The following is a 22,695-nucleotide window of genomic DNA, read 5'->3' on the forward strand; positions in this document are numbered from 1 at the left end:
GTGTCCGCTCACACGGCGATGAGTGCCTCCAGCGGCGCTCCGGCCAGCGCGGCCTCGAGCCGCTGCCGTCCGCCGAGGAACGTCAGCTCCATCAGGACCGCGAGACCGGCCACCTCGGCGCCCGCCCTGCGGACGAGCTCGACCGACGCCTCGGCGGTACCGCCGGTGGCGAGGACGTCGTCGATCACCAGGACCCGGTCGTCACGGGTCAGGTCCTCCGCGTGGATCTCGATCTCGGCGGATCCGTACTCCAGGTCGTACGCCTGGCTGAGGGTGGCTCCGGGGAGCTTGCCCGCCTTGCGCACCGGGATGAAGCCCAGACCGGCGCGGACGGCCACCGGGGCGCCGAGGATGAAGCCCCGGGCCTCCAGGCCGACGATCTTGGTGGCGCCGGTGCTCCGGGCGATGCCCGCGAGGACGTCGCTGAGAGCGGAGAACGCCTCGGGGTCCGCCAGGAGCGGGGTGATGTCCTTGAACATCACGCCCGGCTCCGGGTAGTCCGCCACGTCCCGGATCCGGCTGAGGAGCAGCGCCGGGACGTTCGTGAGCTCGGTCATCGGCGCTTCCCCGACGGTCGGCCCCGGCCGCGGTTGCGGGCGGCGGACTGGCGCGGTCCGACGACCGCTGGCGCGGCGTCGTCCTCGGGTTCGTCGCCGTGGTCCCCGGCGACGACCGTGGCCATCTGCGGGTCGCCCGGGTCGGCGCCCTGGGCGCGCTTGGCCATGACCCTCTTCCGGAGGGACTTCATGCCCGGCTCGAGCTCCTTGAGGTCGGCGACGAGCGGTGTCGCGATGAAGATCGAGGAGTACGCGCCGGCGGCGAGGCCGACGAACAGCGACAGCGAGATGTCGTTGAGCATGCCGGCGCCGAGGACACCACCGCCGATGAACAGCAGGCCCGCCACCGGCAGCAGGGCGACCACCGTGGTGTTGACGGAGCGGACCAGGGTGCTGTTGATGGAGCGGTTGGCGATCTCGCTGTAGGTCCAGCGGGTCTGCTTGGTGATGTCCTTTGTCTGTTCCTTGAGGCTGTCGAAGACGACGACCGTGTCGTACAGCGAGTAGCCGAGGATGGTCAGCAGACCGATCACCGTGCCGGGTGTGACCTCGAAGCCGACGAGGGCGTAGATGCCGACGGTGATCGTGATGTCGTGGATCAGCGCGACGAACGCGGCGACCGCCATCCGCCACTCGAAGGCGATCGCCAGATAGATCACCACGAGGATCATGAAGATGGCGAGGCCCTGCCAGGCCTTGTTGGCGATCTGTTCGCCCCAGCTGGGCCCGACCAGCTCGGCGTTGATCTGTTCGGCGTTGACCTTCAGGTCATCGGCGAGCGTGTCCTTGATCTTGTCCGAGGTGCTGGTGTCGATGCCCGCGACCTGGATGCGCAGGCTGCCGTCACCGAGCTTCTGGACGATGGCGTCGTGACCGGAGGCGTCCTCCGCGTACCCCTCGGCCGTGGCGACCGAGACGCTCATGTTCTTCGGGGTGGTGAAGACCGCTCCGCCCTGGAACTCGATGCCCATGTGCAGGCCGCGCACCGCCAGGCCGACGATGGCCAGGATGGTGATGAGGATGGAGACGCCGTACCAGATCTTGCGCTTCTTGACGAAGTCGTAGCCGATCTCGCCGTGGTGGAGCCGGGCTCCCAGCGTGCCGAGTTTCGACATCTCTCACGCCTCCTTCGTCAGGGCGGGGGCGGAGGGACGACGGGTGCGGCGCAGCGGTGGTTTGGCGCCCAGCGCCTTCGGGTCGAGCCCGGACCACTTGTGACCGCTCGCGAAGAACTTCCGGCGGGCCATGAGTGTCAGCAGCGGCTTGGTGAAGAAGAACACCACCACGACGTCGAGCACGGTGGTCAGACCGAGCGTGAAGGCGAAGCCCTGCACCTTGCCGACGGTCACGACGAAGAGCACGGCGGCGGCGAGGAACGACACGAAGTCGGAGACCAGGATGGTGCGCCGGGCGCGCGGCCAGGCCCGCTCCACGGAGGGGCGCAGCGTACGGCCCTCGCGGATCTCGTCCCGGACCCGTTCGAAGAACACGATGAACGAGTCCGCCGTGATGCCGATCGCGACGATGGCTCCGCACACGGCCGGCAGGTTCAGCGCGAAGCCGATGGTCGGGCCGAGCAGCGACATGATCACGTAGGTGAGGGCCGCGGAGATCAGCAGGGAGGCGATGGCGATGAAGGACAGGCCCCGGTAGTAGACCAGCAGGTAGAGGACGACCAGGGCGAGGCCGATCGCACCGGCGATCAGACCGGCCTGCAGCTGCTCACCGCCGAGGGCGGCGGTGACGGTGGTGACGCTGTCCTCGCGGAAGGTCAGGGGCAGGGCGCCGTAGGACAGCATGTTGGCCAGTTCCTGCGCCGACTGCTGGTTGAAGTTGCCGGAGATCTCGGCGTTGCCGCCGGTCAGCGCCTGGCTCACGTACGGGTCGGAGACGACCTCGTTGTCCAGGACGATGGCGAACTGGTTCTGCGGGGACTGCTGCTGGGCGAGCTGCCCGGTGATGTCGGCGAACTTCTTGGAGCCGGCGTCGCTGAACTTCATGGTGACGGTCCAGCCGGCACCGGTCTGGGTGTTCAGGACGGCGTCGGCCTCGTCGACGTCCGTGCCGTCGACCGCGGCGGGGCCGAGGATGTACTTCTGCCACTGGCCCTGGGAGTTCTGGCCGCAGGCGACGGTGGAGTCGGTGGCCTTGGCGCCGTCACCGGCCTTGGCGCGGACGCTCTCCTTGGTGCAGTCGAGCGCGGCGTACTGGGCCTGGAGCTCGCTGTCGTCGCCGGAGGCGCCGCCGGTCGCGGACGGGGCGGGCTCGGCCGTGTCGCCGGCCTTGCCGCTCGGGGAGGCGGAGGGGGTCTCGTCGGCCTTCAGGGCGTCGGTGACCGCGCGGCCCTGGGTGGTGGCGCTCGCCGACGGGCTGCCGGTGGCGGACGGGGACGAGCCGTCGGTCGCCTTCTCGGTGGCCTTGTCCTTGCCGGAGTCCTGCTCCGGGGCGCCGCCGGTGGCGCTGGGCGTCGGAGCGGCGCCGCCGCCGGCGAGCTCGGTGGCGACGACGGGGCGGAAGTAGAGCTTGGCGGTCGTACCGACCTGTTCCCGGGCCTGCTTGGAGTTCGTGCCCTTGGGAATGTTGACGATGATGTTGCGGGTGCCCTGCGTCTGGACCTCGGCCTCGGAGACACCGAGACCGTTGACACGCCGCTCCATGATGGAGACCGCGGTGTCCATGTTGGTCTTGTTGATCGCGGACTCCTGGCCGGCCTCGGGGACCGCTGCCAGGGTGATACTGGTGCCACCCGCGAGGTCGATACCGAGACGCGGAGTGGTGTGCCCGGAGGCGAACATCCCCCCGGTGAGCGCCACGATGGCGATGAGCATGAGGGCCAGCGAGCGCCACGGCTTACTTGTGGCGCTCGCTGTCTTTCCCTTTTTGAGTGCTGCCACCTTCTCGTACTCCCTCTCGGGCCGCCTCGCTCCTGGTCGGGGTGCGGGCGGCCATGACGTGGTGTCGGGATTCCGTGCGAGCTGGGCATGTCCCGGCGCGCGCGGGCGGCACCCGCGCGCCCCGGGACACGACTACTTCGCGTCGGAGTCGCCCTCGGACTTCTTCGGCTGCGCTTGCGCCTTCGCCTCGTCGGCGGTGTCGGCCGGCTCGTCGGCCGCGTCCTTCTTGCCGAGGTCGACAGGCGTGTCGTCGGAGGCGGCGGCAGCGTCGGAGGAGTCGTCGGTCTCGGTGAGGGAGGAGGCGTCGTCGGGGACGACGTCGGACTTCAGGTCGTGCTCGATCCCGTGGACGATGCGGTTGTACTCCTCGTCGGACAGGACGGCACCGATCGAGTTCTTGGCGAACAGCAGCTCGACGCCCGGGCCGGCGTCGAGGAGGACCGTGTCCTCGTTGACCTCCTTGACCGTGGCGTACATGCCCCCGATGGTGCGGACGCCGGAACCGGGCTGCATCTGGTTCCGCATCTCGATGGCCTCTTGCTGCTTCTTCTTGGCCGACCGGGTCATCAGGAACATGGCCCCGATGAGCACAATGAACGGGAGGAGGGTCAGGAGACTCACGGGTCGGAACTTCCTTCACACGACCGCGCTGGTGAACGGCCTGATGGTTGGGGGTATGTGATGCCGCCGACAACGGTGGCATCGGCGGAGTCTAAGCGAGTCCGCGTCAACGGAACAACGCTCAGCATGGCACCCAGGTTCCTGCCTGGGCCAACGCGCTCGCCGTCACGTCCCGAACAGGTCCCCTTGTCCGTTTCCCGGGGCCGCCGGGCGGGGCGGTACGAGTCCGAGGTGCGCCCATGCCGCCGGGGTGGCGACCCGTCCGCGGGGGGTGCGGGCGAGTAGCCCTTCCCTCACGAGGAAGGGCTCGGCCACCTCTTCCACGGTCTCACGCTCCTCCCCCACTGCGACAGCGAGCGTCGACAGGCCGACCGGCCCGCCGCCGAACAGTTTGAGCAGTGCCTCGAGCACCGCCCGGTCCAGCCGGTCCAGACCCCGGGCGTCGACCTCGTAGACGGCGAGGGCCGCCGCGGCGATGTCGCGGTTGATCAGACCGTCGGCCTTGACCTGCGCGTAGTCCCGGACGCGGCGCAGCAGCCGGTTGGCGATCCGGGGCGTGCCGCGGGAACGGCCGGCGATCTCCGCGGCGCCGTCGGCGTCGATCTCCACGTCGAGCAGGCCCGCCGAGCGGTGGACGACCCGCTCCAGTTCGGCGGGCTCGTAGAACTCCATGTGCGCGGTGAAGCCGAAGCGGTCGCGCAGCGGGGGCGGCAGCAGGCCGGCCCGGGTGGTGGCGCCGACCAGGGTGAAGGGGGGCAGTTCGAGGGGGATGGCGGTCGCGCCGGGGCCCTTGCCGACGATGACGTCGACGCGGAAGTCCTCCATCGCCATGTAGAGCATCTCCTCGGCGGGCCGGGACATGCGGTGGATCTCGTCGAGGAAGAGCACCTCGCCCTCCTGGAGGGAGGAGAGGATCGCCGCGAGGTCGCCCGCGTGCTGGATGGCGGGGCCCGAGGTGATGCGGATGGGGGCTTCCATCTCGGCGGCGATGATCATGGAGAGGGTGGTCTTGCCGAGGCCGGGGGCACCGGAGAGCAGCACGTGGTCGGCGGTGGCGCCGCGTGCGCGCGCGGCGCGCAGGACGAGGTCGAGCTGTTCACGGACCTTCTCCTGGCCGATGAACTCGCCGAGGTCCTTCGGGCGCAGGGCGGCCTCGACGGCCTGGTCCTCGCGGTCGGCGACAGGGCCCACCAGCCGCTCGCCGGTGGCGTCGGTGTCGGTGGTGTCGTCCCAGTTCATGTGCGTTGCCTCGGCTCTCGGTACGGGCTATCGGGCGCGGTTGAGCGTCTGCAGGGCAGCCTTGAGGAGCTGCCCCACCTGCGGGGTGCCCTCCGCCGCCTCCGCCTGCGGGGTGACCGCGGAGACGGCTTCGTCGGCCTCGCGGGTCGCGTAGCCGAGGCCGATCAGGGCGGCGTGGAGCTGGTCGCGCCAGCCGGTGGTGACCGGCGCGCCGACGGCGGGGGCGCCGAGCGGCTCGCCGAGGCGGTCCTTCAGCTCCAGCAGCAGCTTCTGGGCGCCCTTCTTGCCGATGCCGGGGACGGCGGTCAGTGCCTTCTCGTCGCCGGTGGAGACGGCTCGGCGCAGGGCGTCGGGGGCGTGCACGGCGAGCATCGCCTGGGCCAGCCGGGGGCCGACGCCGCTGGCGGTCTGGAGCAGCTCGAAGACCTGGCGCTCGTCGTCGTCGGCGAAGCCGTACAGGGTGAGGGAGTCCTCCCGCACGACGAGGGAGGTGGCGAGCTTCGCGGGCTTGCCCACCCGGAGCGTGGAGAGGGTGTTCGGCGTGCAGTGCACGGCCATGCCCACGCCGCCGACCTCGACCACCGCGGTGTCGGGGGCGAGGGCGGCGACCGTGCCGCTGACGAAGGCGATCATGTCGTACGGCCTTTCGATGCGTGCGGGGATCGGGGGGTGCGGGCCGTTCCCGGCACGCGGGCGGTTCCGGCGGCGTGCCGGGCGGCGGCCTGCTGGAGCCGGTTCTGGGCGGGGGCGCGCCAGATGTGGCAGATGGCGAGCGCGAGGGCGTCGGCGGCGTCGGCCGGTTTCGGCGGCGCGTCGAGCCGCAGCAGCCGGGTGACCATGGCGCCGACCTGAGCCTTGTCTGCGCGGCCCGATCCGGTGACGGCGGCCTTGACCTCGCTGGGGGTGTGCAGGGCGACGGGGATGCCGCGGCGGGAGGCGCACAGGATCGCCACCGCGCTGGCCTGGGCGGTGCCCATCACGGTGCGCACGTTGTGCTGGCTGAAGACGCGCTCCACGGCGACGAACTCGGGCCGGTGCTCGTCCAGCCATTGTTCGAGACCCTGCTCGACGGCGACGAGGCGGTGGCCGAGGTCGGCGTCCGGCGGGGTGCGGACGACGCCCACGCCGAGCATGGTGAGCGGTCTGCCCGCGACGCCCTCGACGACGCCCACACCGCACCGGGTCAGTCCCGGGTCCACCCCCAGTACGCGCACGCGCCGGCCCTCTCCCTCGATCACCTGTTTGTGCAGGCTATCGGGTGCCACTGACAGAGCGACGGGCCGGCGGAAGTGTCCCGCCGGCCCGCTGAGCAGTGGGCGCGTTACGCGTCGACCTTCTCCATGATCTCGTCGCTCACGTCGAAGTTGGCGAAGACGTTCTGCACGTCGTCGCTGTCCTCCAGGGCGTCGATGAGCTTGAAGATCTTCCTGGCGCCCTCCTCGTCCAGCTCGACCTGCATGGTCGGGACGAAGTTGGCCTCGGCGGAGTCGTAGTCGATCCCGGCGTCCTGCAGGGCGGTGCGCACGGCGACGAGGTCGGTGGCCTCGCTGAGCACCTCGAAGGACTCACCGAGGTCGTTGACCTCCTCGGCGCCGGCGTCCAAGACGGCGGTGAGGACGTCGTCCTCGCTCAGTTCGCCCTTGGGGACGATCACCACGCCCTTGCGGTTGAACAGGTACGACACCGAGCCCGGGTCGGCCATGGACCCGCCGTTGCGGGTCATCGCGACGCGCACGTCGGAGGCGGCACGGTTGCGGTTGTCGGTGAGGCACTCGATGAGGACCGCGACACCGTTGGGCCCGTAGCCCTCGTACATGATCGTCTCGTAGTCCGCGCCGCCGGCCTCGAGACCGCCACCGCGCTTGATGGCGGAGTCGATGTTCTTGTTCGGCACCGACGACTTCTTGGCCTTCTGGACGGCGTCGTAGAGGGTGGGGTTGCCGTCCAGGTCGACGCCGCCCATACGCGCGGCGACCTCGATGTTCTTGATCAGCTTCGCGAAGAGTTTGCCGCGCTTGGCGTCGATCACGGCCTTCTTGTGCTTCGTCGTGGCCCATTTAGAGTGGCCGGACATCTGCCTGTCTCCTTCGCGTAACCCATCTCTGCAACGAACGCAGGAATCCTACAAGGACTCGGCCGCCCGCTTCGCCCTTGCGATGTCGACGAAGAGGGCGTGCACGCGGTGGTCGCCGGTCAGTTCCGGATGGAACGAGGTGGCCAGCGCGTTTCCCTGGCGGACCGCGACGATGTGCCCGGCGTGTTCGGCGAGGACCTCGACCCCGGCGCCGACGGACTCCACCCAGGGCGCGCGGATGAAGACGCCTTCCACGGGGTCGCCGGTGACGCCCCTGACGTCGACCGCCGCCTCGAAGGACTCGTTCTGCCGTCCGAAGGCGTTGCGGCGCACGATCATGTCGATGCCGCCGACGGTCTCCTGGCCCGAGCGGGGGTCGAGGATCTTGTCCGCGAGCATGATCATTCCCGCGCAGGTGCCGTAGACCGGCATGCCGTCGCGCACGCGTGCGCGCAGGGGCTCCATCAGGCCGAACAGGACGGCCAGCTTGGAGATCGTGGTCGACTCGCCGCCGGGGACGACCAGGCCGTCCACCTCGGCGAGTTCCTCGGGCCGCCTGACCGGCCTGGCCACGGCGCCGGCCGCGGCCAGGGCGGTGAGGTGCTCCCGTACGTCGCCCTGGAGCGCCAGGACGCCGATGACGAGGGAGTCGCTCATCGGCGGACTACCAGCCGCGGTTGGCGTAGCGCTCGGTCTCGGGGAGGGTGTCGCAGTTGATGCCGACCATGGCCTCTCCGAGGTTGCGCGAGGCGTCCGCGATGATCTTCGGGTCGTCGTAGAAGGTGGTCGCCTTGACGATGGCGGCGGCACGCTTGGCCGGGTCGCCGGACTTGAAGATGCCGGAGCCGACGAACACGCCCTCGGCGCCGAGCTGGCGCATCAGCGCGGCGTCGGCGGGGGTGGCCACACCGCCGGCGGAGAACAGCACGACGGGCAGCTTGCCCAGCTCGGCGACCTCCTTGACCAGCTCGTAGGGGGCGCGCAGCTCCTTGGCGGCGGCGTACAGCTCGTTGTTGTCGTAGCCGCGCAGGCGGGCGATCTCGTTCTTGATCTGACGCAGGTGGCGTACGGCCTCGACGACGTTGCCGGTGCCGGCCTCGCCCTTGGAGCGGATCATCGCGGCGCCCTCGGCGACGCGGCGCAGCGCCTCGCCCAGGTTGGTGGCACCGCACACGAAGGGGGTGGTGAAGGCCCACTTGTCGGAGTGGTTGACCTCGTCGGCCGGGGTGAGGACCTCGGACTCGTCGATGTAGTCGACGCCGAGCGACTGGAGCACCTGGGCCTCGACGAAGTGGCCGATGCGGGACTTGGCCATCACGGGGATGGACACCGCGTCGATGATGCCCTCGATCATGTCCGGGTCGGACATGCGGGCCACTCCGCCGTCCTTGCGGATGTCGGCCGGGACCCGCTCCAGGGCCATGACGGCGACGGCTCCGGCGTCCTCGGCGATCTTCGCCTGCTCCGGAGTGACGACGTCCATGATCACGCCGCCCTTGAGCTGCTCGGCCATGCCGCGCTTCACGCGGGCGGTGCCGGTCTCGGGACCCTGGTTTTCGGAGAGCGTGCTGGACACGAATGACCTCGCTGAGGGGGAAGGGGGTTTCTGCAGCACTGAGGAAACGTGAACGGAGCAGGCCACAGCAAGGGCCAATGCGAAGCCGGTGGATCGTTTTCGGGCGAAGCGGCCCCCGGTACGGGGCGGGGCGGGCCGTTACGCGGCCCGCTCGATCAGCGCGGCCGGGGGCTCGTCGTCCATCTCGAAGGCCATCGGGAAGGGCGCGTGCCCGGCCAGCCGGAACCAGCGCACCTTGCGGTGCCGGCGCAGGGCGCGTGCGGCGCGCACGGCGTCGTTGTGGAAGCGGCGGGCCATCGGCACCCTGCGGACCGCCTCGGCGAGCTCCAGGGCCGCCTCCTCCCCTCCGGGCACCTCCCTGACCGCGTCCACCTGCTGGGCGTCCGCGAACACCGCGCGCAGCGCCTGGGTCAGCTCGCTCTCGGCGACTTCTCGCTGCTCCTCCACCGCCTGCCGCGCGGCGTGCGCGGCCTCGTACAGCACGATCGAGGCAGCGGGGTCGAGCACCCCGGAGGTGGCCAGTTCCTGGGCCACCGAGGCACGGCGCAGCAGCTGGGCGTCGAGCGCGGCGCGGGCGGCGTCGATTCGGGCGTGCAGCCGGTCCAGCCTCCCCGCCGTCCAGCTCAGGTAGAGACCGATGACGACGAGGGCGACGAGGATCCAGATGAGGGTTGCGGTCACGGGCGGCAAGGCTAGTACCGCCGGGGGTGCCCGCCGTCCCTGGGGCACACCCCCGTCCCCTCGGACCGGAGGGCCACGGACCGGTACCCGGCTCCGCTCGGTGCCGGACGGGCCGTCTCCCCCTTCCCGCCGCGGGAAGGGGGAGACGGCCCGCGCTCAGTCCCTGGCCAGGCCCAGCCGGGCCCTGAGTCCCGTGGCGCGGTCGTCCGCCGCGACCGCCGCCGCGCCGGCCGTCACCGTCTCGTAGACCGACAGGATGTCCGCGCCGACCGTCGACCAGTCGAAGCGGCGGACGTGGGCGCTGCCGCGCGCGCTCAGTTCCGCGCGGCGCCCGGGGTCGGTGAGGAGCCTGAGCGCGGCCTCGGCGAGCGCGTCCGCGTCCTCGTTGGCGAACAGCTCGCCCGCCGCGCCCCGGTCGAGGACCTGGGCGAACGCGTCGAGGTCGGAGGCGAGCACCGGCGCGCCCGCGGACATCGCCTCGACCAGGATGATGCCGAAGCTCTCCCCGCCGGTGTTGGGTGCCACGTACACGTCGACGCTGCGCAGAAGGCGGGCCTTGTCCTCGTCGCTGATCATGCCGAGGAACTCCACGCGCGGGCGCAGTTCCTCGGGCAGCGACTCGACCGCCTCCTCCTCGTCGCCCCGGCCCGCGACCAGCAGCCGCGTCGCCGGGCGGGCGGCGAGGATCTTCGGCAGGGCCTTCATCAGCACCGGCAGACCCTTGCGGGGCTCGTCGATGCGGCCGATGAAGCCGATGGTGTCCCCCTGCCACTCCGGTCTGGGTTCGGCCCCGGCGAAGAAGTCGACGTCGACGCCGTTGGGAATGACCACCGCGTCGCCGCCCAGGTGCTCCACGAGGGTGCGGCGGGCGTACTCGCTCACCGCGATCCGCGCGCTGATCTTCTCCAGGGCGGCCTGGAGGATCGAGTACGCGGCGATCATCGCGCGGGAGCGCGGGTTGGACGTGTGGAAGGTGGCGACGATCGGCCCCTCGGCCGCCCAGCAGGTCAGCAGGCCCAGCGAGGGCGAGGTCGGCTCGTGGATGTGGACGACGTCGAAGGCGCCCTCGTGCAGCCAGCGCCGCACCCGCGCGGCCGACAGGAAACCGAAGTTGAGCCGGGCCACCGAGCCGTTGTACGGCACGGGCACCGCGCGGCCCGCCGAGACGACGTACGGCGGCAGGGGGGTGTCGTCGTCGGCCGGGGCGAGGACGGACACGTCATGACCGAGGCGGATGAAGTACTCCGCCAGGTCGCGGATGTGGAACTGGACGCCGCCCGGCACGTCCCAGGAGTAGGGGCAGACGATGCCGATCCTCACGACGGGGTCTCCTCCTGGTCGCCGGACGGGGCCGGCGCGGGGTCCCGCGCGGGGTCGAGGTCCTTCAGCCACAAGCGCTGGAGCATGTGCCAGTCCTCCGGATGGTCGGCGATCCCGGTGGCGAAGGCGTCGGCCAGCGCCTGTGTCATGACAGACGTCTTCTCGGCCCGCGTGCCTGACGCCGGCACCTCGACCGGCGGATGGACCCGCCCCCGCATCACCGGCGAATCGTCGTACCAGAGCGTGACCGGCAGCAGCCGCGCCCCGGTCTGCTGGGCCAGCAGGGCGGGCCCGGCCGGCATGCGGGCCCTCTCGCCGAAGAAGCCGACCTCGACGCCGGAGGAGGACAGGTCGCGGTCGGCGACCAGGCAGACCAGCCCGCCGTCGCGCAGCCGCCGCGCCAGGGTGCCGAAGGCGGTGCCGCCGCTGTGCGGGAGCACTTCCATGCCGAGGCCCTCGCGGTAGGCGACGAAGCGGTCGTACAGCGTCTCGGGCTTCAGCCGCTCGGCGACGGTGGTGAACGGTATGCCCAGCTTGGTGGTGACCCAGGCGCCGGCGAGGTCCCAGTTGGCGAGGTGCGGCAGCGCGAGGACGACGCCCTTGCCGGCCGCCAGGCCGTCGGTCAGGTGGTGCAGGTCCTTGGGGACGAAGCCGGACGCGATCCGTTCGGCGCTCCAGGCGGGCAGCCGGAACGACTCCATCCAGTAGCGCAGGTACGACCGCATGCCCGCGCGGGACAGCTCCGCGAGCCGCTCCGGTCCCGCGTCCGGCACGACCCGCGCGTAGTTGCTCTCCAGCCGCAGCACGCCCTCGCCGCGCCGCTTCCACGCGGTGTCGGCGATGGTCCTCCCCAGGCGCACGGCGACCGGCTCGGGGAGCTTCTTCACGGTGCCCCAGCCGGCGCCGTACAGGGCGTCGGTGAACCGCTCCTGGGCGCTCACTTCGCGGCCTCGCTCCCCCGGGCCTCCTGCGCCTCGGCAGCCTCCGCCTCGGCGGACTCCCGGCGCACGGTGACGACCCGCTGGATCAGCGTGACCAGGCTGCCCACGGCGACGATCCACAGGGCGACGGGCAGCAGGTACTGGATCCCGGGCACTCCGAAGGCGTGCAGCCCGGCGAGGCCGGCCGCGACCAGCGAGATCACCAGCCGCTCGGCCCGCTCGACCAGACCGTTGACGGCGACCGGCAGGCCGATCGACTCACCGCGCGCCTTGGTGTAGGACACCACCTGGCCGCTGGCCAGGCAGAAGATCGACACCGCGCACAGGACGTTGTTGTCGCCGTCCCCCGCGTACCACAGGGCGAAGCCGCCGAAGACGGCCCCGTCGGCCACCCGGTCGAGGGTGGAGTCCAGGAAGGCCCCCCAGCGGCTCGAGCGGCCGAGCTGGCGGGCCATGTTGCCGTCGACGAGGTCGGAGAACACGAACAGCGTGATGACGATCGTGCCCCAGAAGAACTCGCCCATGGGGTAGAAGACCAGCGCGCCCGCGACCACACCGGCGGTGCCGATGAGCGTGACCGTGTCCGGGCTGACCCCCCGCCGGATGAGAAACGCGGCGAACGGTGTGAGGACACGCGTGAAGAATGCACGCGCGTACTTGTTCAGCATGGCCTTCCCGACGGTCGGTGTGGCCGAGCGGCCCTGCTGGCCACCGGCGGGTGCAATCGTAGCCACGCGCACGGGTGGGTGACGGCCTTACCCCCACAGGCGGGGACCGCCCCGGGTCGTGCCGCCTGCCCGCGGGCGCCGGACGGGGCCGCCCCGGCCCGTGCGACGTTCCGTCCCTGACGGCCGCCGGCGGGGCACGGGTGGCCGTCAGGGACGCATCCCCCGCGCGGCGCGGCCGGGCGGTCCGGATCCGTGGCGCCGCGGGCGCCGGGCGCCGGGATCGCGTCGTTCGTATGGACGCACCGTGACGGGAGTGGAAAGCTCGAATGACCGCGGGCGTCGCCGGAGCCGCACCGCACGCGGATTCCGCGGGTCCGCGCCCACAGTGACCTCACCGTGCACGGGAGGCAGGATCATGGGCGACAAGGCGCATGCACACCCCGGGGCCGCCGGCAGGGCACGAGCGGCCGACCACCCCACGTCCGTACGGAATGTGGTGCTGGTCGGCCACTCCGGATCGGGCAAGACGACCCTGGTGGAGGCTCTCGCGCTGACCGCGGGGGCGGTGAACCGGGCGGGCCGCGTGGAGGACGGCACCGCCGTCTCCGACTACGACGACATCGAGCACCGGCAGCAGCGCTCGGTACAGCTCTCCCTGGTGCCGGTCGAATGGGACGGCATCAAGGTCAATCTGCTGGACACCCCCGGATACGCCGACTTCGTCGGGGAACTGCGGGCCGGTCTGCGGGCGGCGGACGCGGCCCTCTTCGTCGTCTCGGCCTCGGACGGCGTGGACGGCTCGACCCGCATGGTGTGGGACGAGTGCGCGGCGGTGGGCATGCCGCGCGCCATCGTCGTCACGCACCTGGAGGCCGCCCGGGCGGACTTCGACGAGATGACCCGTGTCTGCGCGGAGGCCTTCGGCGGGGACGACCCCGACGCCGTACTGCCGCTGTACCTGCCGCTGCACGGACCGGAGGGGCCGGACGGGCACGCGCCCGTGCACGGTCTGATCGGACTGCTGACACAGAAGCTGTTCGACTACTCCGGCGGCGAGCGCAAGGAGTCCGAGCCGGGCGAGGAACGGCTCCCCCTCATCGAGGAGGCCCGCGGCCGGCTCATCGAGGGGATCATCGCCGAGAGCGAGGACGAGACCCTCATGGACCGCTACCTCGGCGGTGAACAGGTCGACGTCGGGACACTGATCGAGGACCTGGAACGGGCCGTCGCACGCGGGGTGTTCTTCCCCGTTCTGGCCGCCGCTCCCGCCGCCGAGGGCTCCCGCCAGGGGCTCGGCACGGTCGAGCTGCTGGACCTGATCACCGGCGGTTTCCCGACGCCCCTCGAACACGGCACGCCCGAGGTGACCACGGTCGACGGCAGGCCGCGCGAGCTGAAGCCGTGCGACCCTGACGCTCCGCTGGTCGCCGAGGTCGTGAAGACGTCCTCCGACCCCTACGTCGGCCGGATCTCCCTGATCCGCGTCTTCTCCGGCACGCTCCGCGCCGACCAGACCGTCCACGTCTCCGGGCACGGGCTGGGCGACCGGGGGCACGAGGACCACGACATGGACGAGCGGATCGGCAATCTGTCCACCCCGTTCGGCAAGCAGCAGCGGCCCGTGTCGCACGTCATCGCCGGCGACCTGGCGTGCGTGGCGAAACTGAGCCGCGCGGAGACCGGCGACACCCTGTCCGCGAAGGACGACCCGCTGCTCATGGAGCCCTGGGAGATGCCCGACCCGCTGCTGCCGCTGGCCATCGAGGCCCACAGCAAGCCGGACGAGGACAAGCTGTCCCAGGGGCTGGCCCGGCTGGTCGCGGAGGATCCGACGATGCGGCTGGAACAGAACCAGGACACCCACCAGGTGGTGCTGTGGTGCATGGGTGAGGCGCACGCCGACGTGGCCCTGGAGCGGCTGCGCAGCCGTTACGGCGTCCAGGTCGACGTCGTGCCGCACCGGGTGCCGCTCAGGGAGACCTTCGGCGCCAGGGCGGCCGGGCGGGGCCGGCACGTCAAGCAGTCGGGCGGACACGGGCAGTTCGCCATCTGCGAGATCGAGGTGGAGCCGCTGCCGAACGGGTCGGGCATCGAGTTCGTGGACAAGGTGGTCGGCGGCGCGGTCCCCCGGCAGTTCATCCCGTCGGTGGAGAAGGGCGTCCGGGCGCAGGCCGTCAAGGGGGTCGCCGCGGGGCATCCGCTCATCGACGTGCGGGTGACCCTGCTGGACGGCAAGGCGCACTCGGTGGACTCCTCCGACGCCGCGTTCCAGACGGCGGGCGCGCTGGCGCTGCGCGAGGCCGCCGCCGACGCCAGGATCCACCTGCTGGAACCGGTGGCCGAGGTGAGCGTGCTGGTGGGCGACGAGTACGTCGGCCCCGTCATGAGCGACCTCTCCGGCCGGCGCGGCCGGGTGCTCGGCACCGAGCAGTCCGCCGGCGGGCGCACACTCATCAGGGCCGAGGTCCCGGAGATCGAGATCGGCCGCTACTCCGTCGACCTGCGCTCCCTCTCGCACGGCACCGCCCGCTTCAGCCGCCGGTACGCGCGGCACGAACCGATGCCGCCGCAGGTCGCGGAACGGGTCAAGGAGGAGGGGCGCAAGGCCTCGTAGTCGCGCGCCGGGCGTTCGCCTGCCTGCCCGGCGGGCGCCCGCGTACGCCGCCCGGGCCGCGTACGCCGCTTGTCCCGCGGCGGCCCGGGAATGCTTCACTCCGTACCGGTGGACCGCTCCCGCGGTCCGCCCACGGATGCGCGCGGCTGCGGATACGCTGAAGACCAGATCAACAGGTGTGCGGAGCAAGGAAGTCGGGAAGGCCGCAAGACGACAGTCGCGGCGATCGGGGGCGGGAATGACCGTGGAGAGCGGCTACGCGGATTTCTTCGGTCCGCAGGTGCCGCGCACCGGCGACGAAGGACAGACGCCGACGTTCGCGCTGGCCTCGGCGGCCTACCGGGACAACGAGGCCGACGAGATACTCAAGGCCAACAACGAGTGGCACAAGTCGGAGGTCGGCAAGCCGCGCATCAAGCTGTTCCGGCCCAATCTGGGCGAGGCGTTCTCCCGGGCCGTCATCGACCGCATGCTGGGGTCCGGCCGCGCACCGCTCATCCAGTCCTTCGGTACCCAGCCGCAGGTCGTGGTCGAACACGCCCTCGCGGCGCACCGCATCCGCCGCGAGCGGGACAACTGGCTGAGCGCCGTGATGGTCCTGTGCGGGCTGCTCTTCCTGCCCGGTCTGATCGTATGGCTGCTGGTCTTCCAGATCCGTACGACGATGACCCGGCGCGAGGACAAGCGGGCCGGCGCGCTCGCCACCGTCCTGCTGGTCGCGGTGGCCGGCCTCGCCGTGCTGTTCCTGCTGCGCATGCCGTTCGACGGGTTCTGGGCCTGGTACGCGCGCGCCTCGGTGATCGCCCCGGTGGTGGGCTGGTTCTGGGCCAAGCGGATCTGCGAACGCACGGCGAGGGACCTGCGCGAGCGGTGGAGCAGTCTGCTCTCCGGGAGCAGCATCGGCGCCAAGGTGCCCGAGGCGGTCCCCTCCAGCCCCGGTGAGACGGCGGCCGAACAGCTGCGCCAGTCCCTGGCCCGGCTCAGCGCCGAGCAGCAGTCCAACTCCGTGTTCTACGCCGGCCCCAAGGGCATACTCGGCATGGGCACGCGCTGGGGCAGCTGGCAGCTCGCCGAGGAGCTGGTGCCCGCCGACCCCGGCCGGGAGATCAACCCCTTCCGCAGCTGGGACGTCGTCAGGGCCATCCACGACCGGCTGCGGATGCTGGAGCGCGGCCCGCTGCACACCGGGGGCTTCCCCAAGCCGTCGGTGCGGCACTGGATCGTCACGCCGATCGGGGAGAACGCCACGGCGGTGTCGCGTCCGGAGGGCACGGACGTCGAGGCGTACCAGATCAAGTCGCACGCCATACAGGACATCTGCAACAAGCAGCAGTTCGGCGCCGGTGACCGGCACTACCTGGGTGTGCAGTGGACGTTGTGGGACGGCCAGCTGGTGCTCACCATGCTGATCACCGTGACCGTGCTGCACGAGACGCTGCGCATCGAGGTGACCGGTCACGCGCTCGGCCCCGTGCACTCCCTGTTCACCAGCGCGCCCGCGGCCAAGGAGAAGGAGGTCCAGAAGTCGATCAGGTTCTGGGAGACCCGGAAGGTGAAGCTCCCGCTGGTCGACGCGGACGAGGTGGTACGCCTGGCCGCCCGGGCACCGCTGACCTGGTACCCGCCGCTGCTGTACTGGCTGGGCGGCAAGCTCAGTCTGCCGGAGCCGTTCGGCCTGCGGCACGCGTGGGCGGACAAGCCGTGGCGGCACCGGTTCATGGCGGACGACGCGTTGCGGGCGGCGGCGCCGGTGCTGCGGGTGGTGCACTCGGCCGCGATCAAGGTGCTGGAGGAGAACGGCGTGGACACGGAGAAGTTCGGGTCGCGGTCGTCGTTCCTCAGCACGGCGGTGCAGGACGCCGCCCCGAAGAAGGCGGACGTGTACGACGCGTAGGCCCGCGGCGGGCGGGGGCGTGGCCGGGCCCGGCTTCCGGGGGCCGCGCCCCCGGACCCCCGTCGGGCCGGACGGGCCGGCCGACGCCGGCGTCAGTCCGTCGGCCAGGCTTCCGCGAGCATCTTCCTCGTGTCTCCGAGAAGCTGCGGGAGCACCTTGGTGTGGCCCACCACGGGCATGAAGTTGGTGTCGCCGCCCCAGCGCGGGACGACGTGCTGGTGCAGGTGGGCGGCGATGCCCGCCCCGGCGACCGTGCCCTGGTTCATGCCGATGTTGAATCCGTGCGCGCCGGACGCCGTCCGCAGCGCGGTCATCGCCTGCTTGGTGAGTCCCGCGAGCTCCGCGGTCTCCTCGGCCGTGAGCTCCGTGTAGTCGGCGACGTGCCGGTACGGCACCGTCATCAGGTGGCCGCCCGTGTACGGGTAGAGATTGAGCACCGCGTACACCAGCTCGCCGCGCCGGAGGACCAGCCCGTCCTCGTCGGACGTGGCCGGGATCGAGCAGAAGGGGCAGCCGTCGTCGGCGCCCGGGCCGGTCGGCTTGTTCTCGCCCTGGATGTACGCCATCCGGTGGGGCGTCCACAGACGCTGGAACGCGTCCTGCGTGCCCACTCCCAACTGCTGCTCCGGCTCACTCGTCATGTGTGCAGCATATGGCGTCGCCGGGAAACCGCGGAAAAGGCCCCCGGGAGCACTCCCGGGGGCCGTGGGGTCGGTTCCGTGGTCAGACCTGCGCCCGCTCCTCGACGACCTTCGCGATCTTGGCGATGGCCTCGTCGACGGGGATGCCGTTCTCCTGCGAGCCGTCGCGGTAGCGGAAGGACACCGCGCCGTTGGTCATGTCCTCGTCGCCCGCGATGACCATGAAGGGCACCTTCTGCTTCTGGGCGTTGCGGATCTTCTTCTGCATGCGGTCGGAGGAGGAGTCGACCTCGACGCGGAGCCCCTGCTTGCGGGCCGCCTCCGCGAACTTCTCCAGGTACTCGACGTGCGCGTCGCCGATCGGGATGCCGATCGCCTGCACCGGCGCCAGCCAGGCCGGGAACGCGCCCGCGTAGTGCTCGAGCAGTACCGCGAAGAACCGCTCGATCGAGCCGAACAGCGCGCGGTGGATCATGACCGGGCGGGTCTTGGAGCCGTCCGCGGCCGTGTACTCCAGGTCGAAGCGCTCCGGCAGGTTGAAGTCGAGCTGGATGGTCGACATCTGCCAGGTGCGGCCGATCGCGTCCTTGGCCTGGACCGAGATCTTCGGGCCGTAGAAGGCGGCGCCGCCCGGGTCCGGGACCAGGGGCAGGCCCTGCTTCTCGGCGACCTGGCGCAGCGTCTCGGTCGCCTCCTCCCACGCCTCGTCGGAGCCGACGAACTTCTCCGGGTCCTTGGTGGACAGCTCCAGGTAGAAGTCGGTCAGACCGTAGTCGCGCAGCAGGTTCAGGACGAAGGTGAGCGTCTTGTCGAGCTCCTCCGACATCTGCTCGCGGGTGCAGTAGATGTGCGCGTCGTCCTGGGTGAAGCCGCGGGCGCGGGTCAGGCCGTGCACGACGCCCGACTTCTCGTAGCGGTACACGGTCCCGAACTCGAAGAGGCGCAGCGGCAGTTCACGGTAGGACCGGCCTCGCGCGTCGAAGATCAGGTTGTGCATCGGGCAGTTCATGGGCTTGAGGTAGTAGTCCACGCCCTCGTCGAGCTGCATGGGCGGGTACATGCCGTCGGCGTACCAGTCCAGGTGGCCCGAGGTCTCGAAGAGCTTCCCCTTCGTCGCGTGCGGGGTGTAGACGAACTCGTAGCCCTCCTCCTCGTGGCGGCGGCGCGAGTAGTCCTCCATGACCCGGCGGATGATGCCGCCCTTGGGGTGGAAGACGGCAAGGCCGGAACCGATCTGCTCCGGGATGGAGAACAGGTCGAGCTCGCTGCCCAGCTTGCGGTGGTCGCGCTTCTCGGCCTCGGCGAGGAACTCCAGGTGCGCCTTCAGCTCCTCCTTGGAGGGCCAGGCGGTGCCGTAGATGCGCTGGAGCATGGGGTTCTTCTCGCTGCCGCGCCAGTAGGCGGCCGCGTTGCGCATCAGCTTGAACGCCGGGATGTTCCGGGTGGTGGGCAGGTGGGGCCCGCGGCAGAGGTCCTTCCAGCACAGCTCGCCGGTCCTGGCGTCCAGGTTGTCGTAGATCGTCAGCTCGCCGGCGCCGACCTCGACGTCCGCGCCGTCGTCGTGCGAGGCGGAACCTTTGAGGCCGATCAGCTCCAGCTTGTACGGCTCGTCGGCGAGCTCCTCACGGGCCTCGTCGTCGGTGACGACGCGGCGGGAGAAGCGCTGGCCGCGCTTCTGGATCTCCTGCATCTTCTTCTCGATGGCCTTGAGGTCATCGGGGTGGAAGGGCCTGTCCACGTCGAAGTCGTAGTAGAAGCCGTCCCGGACCGGCGGGCCGATGCCCAGCTTGGCCTCGGGGAACAGCTCCTGCACGGCCTGGGCCATGACGTGCGCGGTGGAGTGGCGCAGGATGTTCAGGCCGTCCTCGGAGGAGATCTCGACGCCCTCCACGGTCTCGCCGTCCCCGACCTCGTACGAGAGGTCCCTGAGCTCGCCGGCCACGCGCGCGGCGACGACCGTGCGCTCACCGGCGAAGAGCTCGGCGGCCGTGGTGCCCGTCGTCACCACGCGTTCTTCCCGCTCGGAATCGCGTTGGATGATCACACGGACGTCTGACACCGGTCTCTCCTGACTGAAGGCTGTGGTCGCGGCGCCATACCCGAGCGCACGCATGGGTGCGATCGTACCGACCCGGGCGGGTGCTCCGCGAAATCACCGTCCTTCGTCGGGACCGCGGGCCTCGCCGAAGAAGGCCGCGGTCTCGGCGTTCGCCTGGAGCGCCTTGAGCAGGCGGTCCCGCTCGGCGTCGTCGACCCGCACCGGCGCCAGGTCGCGGGCTTCGGTGAGCCGGCGGAAGCCGCCCCGGCTCTCCAGCCGTCCCCGCACGCGGACCGGCAGTCCGACGAGGTGGGCGTGTCCGGCGACGCGGTAGTCCTCCTCACCGAGCGTCGCGCGGACCTGCCCTATCTCGGCTCCGGCGAGCACGCGCAGCCGGATCACGCCGTCGCCGCGGGGCCCGGACCGGTGCATCCGTACGACGGTGCCGGTGATCCGTACGGTGACGGACGGCTCCGCCCGCCGGTAGCGCGGGCCGGCCTCGCGCAGGACGGGCAGGTCGCCGGGGGAGAACTCGACGGGTTCCGGGTCGGCCGCGCAGCCGCCGGGCACACCGGCCGCCGGCGCCCAGGCGACGCCGACGCGGGCGCCCTCGGTGCCGCGGACCAGGGCGACGAGGGCCTCGGTGAGCTCGTGGCTGACGCCCGCCGCGACGGCGGTGTCGAAGGCGTCCATGCCGCCGGTGGCGCGGCGGTAGTCGATGGCCTCGCGGACGGCGTACAGGGCGTGGTGGAGGCAGACGGCGAGGGAGCGGCCGGTGGTGACGGGGGCGAAGGCGGTGAGCCGGCGTCCTCCCGGCGCGGGCCCGACCAGGACGGTGTCGAGCACGGCGGCGGCCGGACGCCGGTGCCGGGCGCCGTGGAATCCGGTGCGGGCGCGGGTGGCGAGGGCGGCGGCCAGCAGGATCCGGCGGGCGGCGGACCGCAGGTGTTCCTCCGCGCTCCAGGCGGTGCCGCCGCCGGGGCCGGCCGGTATGTCGCGCGACCAGTGGATCTCGTCGCTGGGCACGGCCAGGGCCAGCAGGATGTCGCGGGCGCGGGGGGCGCCGCTGCGGGAGAGGGCCAGCAGCGCCTCGGCGAGCAGGTCCTCGCTGTCGGGGAAGGCGCGGCTCACCGGTACCAGGAGGCTGGTGCCGGTGCCCGGTCCGGGCGGTGTCCACCGCCCGTAGCGTCCGGTGACGCCGCCGCGCCGCTGCCAGCCGTGCCGGTGGAGCAGGGCGGTGAGCACGGCGGGGTCGGTGTCGGCGGGCTCGGGCGGGCGGCCGTCGAGGGCGGGGTCGGCGGGATGGGGGCGGACGGGCCGCAGGGGCTCCCCGGTCGGGCGGTGCGTCACGGTTTCCCTCCGGTCCCGACCCGCGTCATGATCTCGCACAGCGCCCGGTCGTCGAAGATGCGTGAGGTGGGGATCCGCACGGTGGTGCGGTGCCGGCCGGTGACCGGGTGTCCCGCCAGGTTGGTCCAGTAGCAGCAGTGCCGCAGGTCGAGGCGGTCGTGTCCGGCGCGCAGCCAGTCGTCCTGCGAGCGGGGCACGATCATCACGACGAGGATCTTGTGCACGGCCACCGGGGTGCGGGCGAGTTTGGCGAGGTGGGCGTTGTCGAGCGTGAAGGAGAAGGAACGGCCCGGCGGTTCGGGGGCGAGCTGGTAGGTCGCCTTGAGCTGCACCTTGATGGTGACCTCGTCGTCGACGGTGTGTCCGGCGGCGCTGTGGCTGACGTGCCAGTCGATGCCGTTGTCCGGGAAGGGCTGGGAGAGCGAACAGCCCGCGGCGGCGGCGACGGCATGCAGATAGCCGACCTGCAGGGTCTCCATGCAGGCGGTCGTGGCGAGGGTGCCGCGAGAGGCCGGCGTGCGCTCGGGCAGCAGCCCGCCCCGTTCGGGCTGGGCGACGGCCATGGCCAACAGCCTTCCAGAACAGTGTTTTCCCCGTGCGGGTCACTGAACTGCAAAGACCCGTACTCCTGTTGTCTCCTTCCGGCGTACGGCGCAAACAGCCCGGGTATCACCGCTCCGGGCGGTGGACTGTTCGTCAACTGCCGATGGTGGTAGAGGGGTTGTTGGGTATGGCGTGCTGGTACGAAGGGCCGTTGGCCGCGTTCGACACGGAGACGACGGGTGTGGATGTCGAGAACGACCGGATCGTGTCGGCCGCTCTCGTCGTCCAGGACGCGCCGGGCAGCCGGCCCCGGGTGACGCGCTGGCTGGTGAATCCCGGGGTCCCGGTGCCGGCCGGGGCGACACGGGTGCACGGGCTGACCGACGAGCATCTGCAGCGCAACGGCCGGTGGCCGGCGCCGGTGATGTACGAGGTGGCGCAGGCGCTGGCGGAGCAGGCCCGGGTGGGCCGGCCGGTGGTGGTGATGAACGCGCCGTTCGATCTGACGCTGCTGGACCGGGAGTTGCGCCGGCACCGGGCGTCGTCGCTGAGCGGGTGGTTCGAGCGGTCGCCGCTGCTGGTGCTGGACCCGTGGGTGCTCGACAAGCATCTGGACCGCTATCGCAAGGGGCGCCGCACCCTGAGCGACCTGTGCGCGTACTACGAGGTGCCGCTGGAGGGGGCGCACGAGGCGGCGGCGGACGCGGTGGCCGCGCTGGAGGTCGCCCGGGCGGTGGGGCGTCGTTTCGCGTCCCGGCTCGAGCGGCTGTCCCCCGGTGAGCTGCACACCTTGCAGGCGCTGTGGCACGCGGCGCAGGCGCGAGGGCTGCAGTCGTGGTTCGCGCGCACCGGCACGGAGGAGGTCGTCGACCCGGCCTGGCCGCTGCGCCCGGACCTGCCGGCGGCGGCGTGAGAAACGTACCGGGGGCAGCGGAAAGCCGGCCCGTCGGGGACGGACCGGCTTTTCCCGGTGGGCGATACTGGGTTCGAACCAGTGACCTCTTCGGTGTGAACGAAGCGCTCTCCCACTGAGCTAATCGCCCG

The 22,695-nt window shown here is 71.4% G+C and carries 21 protein-coding genes and 1 tRNA gene; 3 read left to right on the forward strand and 19 right to left on the reverse strand.

All coding sequences use genetic code 11. The features are described 5' to 3' along the window. Nucleotides 1-8: 8 nt before the first annotated feature. The 14 genes from IE172_RS27930 to pgsA all read right to left on the reverse strand — a co-directional run bounded on the left by IE172_RS27930 (nucleotide 9) and on the right by pgsA (nucleotide 12,571). A complete protein-coding gene (locus IE172_RS27930; protein WP_190100093.1) occupies nucleotides 9-557 on the reverse strand; it encodes an adenine phosphoribosyltransferase in 549 nt (182 codons plus the stop codon). After that, on the reverse strand, nucleotides 554-1,672 hold the full coding sequence (secF, locus tag IE172_RS27935) for a protein translocase subunit SecF (protein ID WP_190100094.1): 1,119 nt from the start codon (nucleotides 1,670-1,672) through the stop codon (nucleotides 554-556). The genes IE172_RS27930 and secF overlap by 4 nt, the downstream gene beginning before the upstream one ends. A gap of 3 nt (nucleotides 1,673-1,675) precedes the next feature. Then, nucleotides 1,676-3,451, reverse strand: coding sequence for a protein translocase subunit SecD (secD, locus tag IE172_RS27940; RefSeq protein ID WP_190100095.1), 1,776 nt, complete (start codon nucleotides 3,449-3,451; stop codon nucleotides 1,676-1,678). Between the two features lie 132 nt (nucleotides 3,452-3,583). Further along, nucleotides 3,584-4,072 carry a preprotein translocase subunit YajC gene (gene yajC / locus IE172_RS27945; protein WP_190100096.1) on the reverse strand — a complete coding sequence of 163 codons (489 nt, stop codon included), beginning with the start codon at nucleotides 4,070-4,072 and terminating at the stop codon, nucleotides 3,584-3,586. A 165-nt stretch (nucleotides 4,073-4,237) separates the two neighbouring features. After that, nucleotides 4,238-5,311 (reverse strand): Holliday junction branch migration DNA helicase RuvB, encoded by a 1,074-nt coding sequence (gene ruvB, locus IE172_RS27950; protein ID WP_190100097.1) that lies wholly within the window; start codon nucleotides 5,309-5,311, stop codon nucleotides 4,238-4,240. Between the two features lie 27 nt (nucleotides 5,312-5,338). Continuing rightward, nucleotides 5,339-5,944 (reverse strand): Holliday junction branch migration protein RuvA, encoded by a 606-nt coding sequence (ruvA, locus tag IE172_RS27955; RefSeq protein WP_190100098.1) that lies wholly within the window; start codon nucleotides 5,942-5,944, stop codon nucleotides 5,339-5,341. Further along, nucleotides 5,941-6,525 carry a crossover junction endodeoxyribonuclease RuvC gene (gene ruvC / locus IE172_RS27960; protein WP_190100099.1) on the reverse strand — a complete coding sequence of 195 codons (585 nt, stop codon included), beginning with the start codon at nucleotides 6,523-6,525 and terminating at the stop codon, nucleotides 5,941-5,943. The genes ruvA and ruvC overlap by 4 nt, the downstream gene beginning before the upstream one ends. A gap of 107 nt (nucleotides 6,526-6,632) precedes the next feature. Further along, the gene (locus IE172_RS27965) at nucleotides 6,633-7,385 is read right to left on the reverse strand and encodes a YebC/PmpR family DNA-binding transcriptional regulator (protein WP_190100100.1); all 753 of its coding nucleotides are present in this window, start codon (nucleotides 7,383-7,385) and stop codon (nucleotides 6,633-6,635) included. A gap of 48 nt (nucleotides 7,386-7,433) precedes the next feature. Then, the gene (gene pdxT / locus IE172_RS27970) at nucleotides 7,434-8,042 is read right to left on the reverse strand and encodes a pyridoxal 5'-phosphate synthase glutaminase subunit PdxT (protein ID WP_190100101.1); all 609 of its coding nucleotides are present in this window, start codon (nucleotides 8,040-8,042) and stop codon (nucleotides 7,434-7,436) included. Nucleotides 8,043-8,049: 7 nt separating this feature from the next. Further along, the gene (gene pdxS, locus IE172_RS27975) at nucleotides 8,050-8,961 is read right to left on the reverse strand and encodes a pyridoxal 5'-phosphate synthase lyase subunit PdxS (RefSeq protein ID WP_189560261.1); all 912 of its coding nucleotides are present in this window, start codon (nucleotides 8,959-8,961) and stop codon (nucleotides 8,050-8,052) included. A 138-nt stretch (nucleotides 8,962-9,099) separates the two neighbouring features. After that, on the reverse strand, nucleotides 9,100-9,642 hold the full coding sequence (locus IE172_RS27980) for a LemA family protein (protein ID WP_190100102.1): 543 nt from the start codon (nucleotides 9,640-9,642) through the stop codon (nucleotides 9,100-9,102). Nucleotides 9,643-9,798: 156 nt separating this feature from the next. After that, nucleotides 9,799-10,962, reverse strand: a complete 1,164-nt coding sequence (locus IE172_RS27985; protein WP_190100103.1) for a glycosyltransferase family 4 protein — start codon at nucleotides 10,960-10,962, stop codon at nucleotides 9,799-9,801. Beyond that, nucleotides 10,959-11,903: a phosphatidylinositol mannoside acyltransferase gene (locus tag IE172_RS27990; RefSeq protein WP_190100104.1), complete on the reverse strand. Its 945-nt coding sequence runs from the start codon at nucleotides 11,901-11,903 to the stop codon at nucleotides 10,959-10,961. Before IE172_RS27990 ends, IE172_RS27985 begins: the two co-directional genes overlap by 4 nt. Next, nucleotides 11,900-12,571 carry a phosphatidylinositol phosphate synthase gene (gene pgsA, locus IE172_RS27995; RefSeq protein WP_190100155.1) on the reverse strand — a complete coding sequence of 224 codons (672 nt, stop codon included), beginning with the start codon at nucleotides 12,569-12,571 and terminating at the stop codon, nucleotides 11,900-11,902. The genes IE172_RS27990 and pgsA overlap by 4 nt, the downstream gene beginning before the upstream one ends. A gap of 415 nt (nucleotides 12,572-12,986) precedes the next feature. On the opposite strand from pgsA, the gene IE172_RS28000 reads away from it, so the two are divergent. Beyond that, on the forward strand, nucleotides 12,987-15,185 hold the full coding sequence (locus IE172_RS28000; RefSeq protein WP_190100105.1) for an elongation factor G-like protein EF-G2: 2,199 nt from the start codon (nucleotides 12,987-12,989) through the stop codon (nucleotides 15,183-15,185). 238 nt (nucleotides 15,186-15,423) lie between these two features. After that, nucleotides 15,424-17,079 carry an AbeC-like domain-containing protein gene (locus IE172_RS28005; protein WP_190100106.1) on the forward strand — a complete coding sequence of 552 codons (1,656 nt, stop codon included), beginning with the start codon at nucleotides 15,424-15,426 and terminating at the stop codon, nucleotides 17,077-17,079. A gap of 92 nt (nucleotides 17,080-17,171) precedes the next feature. Here IE172_RS28005 and IE172_RS28010 read toward each other — a convergent pair whose 3' ends face one another. The 4 genes from IE172_RS28010 to IE172_RS28025 form a co-directional block, all read right to left on the reverse strand. After that, nucleotides 17,172-17,720: an HIT family protein gene (locus tag IE172_RS28010; protein ID WP_190100107.1), complete on the reverse strand. Its 549-nt coding sequence runs from the start codon at nucleotides 17,718-17,720 to the stop codon at nucleotides 17,172-17,174. Between the two features lie 82 nt (nucleotides 17,721-17,802). Then, nucleotides 17,803-19,779 carry a threonine--tRNA ligase gene (gene thrS / locus IE172_RS28015; protein WP_190100108.1) on the reverse strand — a complete coding sequence of 659 codons (1,977 nt, stop codon included), beginning with the start codon at nucleotides 19,777-19,779 and terminating at the stop codon, nucleotides 17,803-17,805. 93 nt (nucleotides 19,780-19,872) lie between these two features. Continuing rightward, entirely contained in the window at nucleotides 19,873-21,108 is a 1,236-nt protein-coding gene (locus IE172_RS28020) for a single stranded DNA-binding domain-containing protein (protein ID WP_190100109.1), read from the reverse strand. Then, complete coding sequence (locus tag IE172_RS28025; protein WP_190100110.1) at nucleotides 21,105-21,671, reverse strand: DUF4365 domain-containing protein; 567 nt, start codon at nucleotides 21,669-21,671, stop codon at nucleotides 21,105-21,107. The genes IE172_RS28020 and IE172_RS28025 overlap by 4 nt, the downstream gene beginning before the upstream one ends. Nucleotides 21,672-21,838: 167 nt before the next feature. On the opposite strand from IE172_RS28025, the gene IE172_RS28030 reads away from it, so the two are divergent. Beyond that, complete coding sequence (locus IE172_RS28030) at nucleotides 21,839-22,564, forward strand: 3'-5' exonuclease (protein ID WP_190100111.1); 726 nt, start codon at nucleotides 21,839-21,841, stop codon at nucleotides 22,562-22,564. A gap of 58 nt (nucleotides 22,565-22,622) precedes the next feature. Here the strand turns inward: IE172_RS28030 and IE172_RS28035 are convergent. After that, nucleotides 22,623-22,694, reverse strand: a tRNA-Val gene (locus IE172_RS28035). Nucleotide 22,695 lies beyond the last annotated feature (1 nt).

Origin of the sequence: Streptomyces griseoflavus (assembly GCF_014649995.1) — a bacterium.
GTDB classification, from domain to species: domain Bacteria; phylum Actinomycetota; class Actinomycetes; order Streptomycetales; family Streptomycetaceae; genus Streptomyces; species Streptomyces griseoflavus.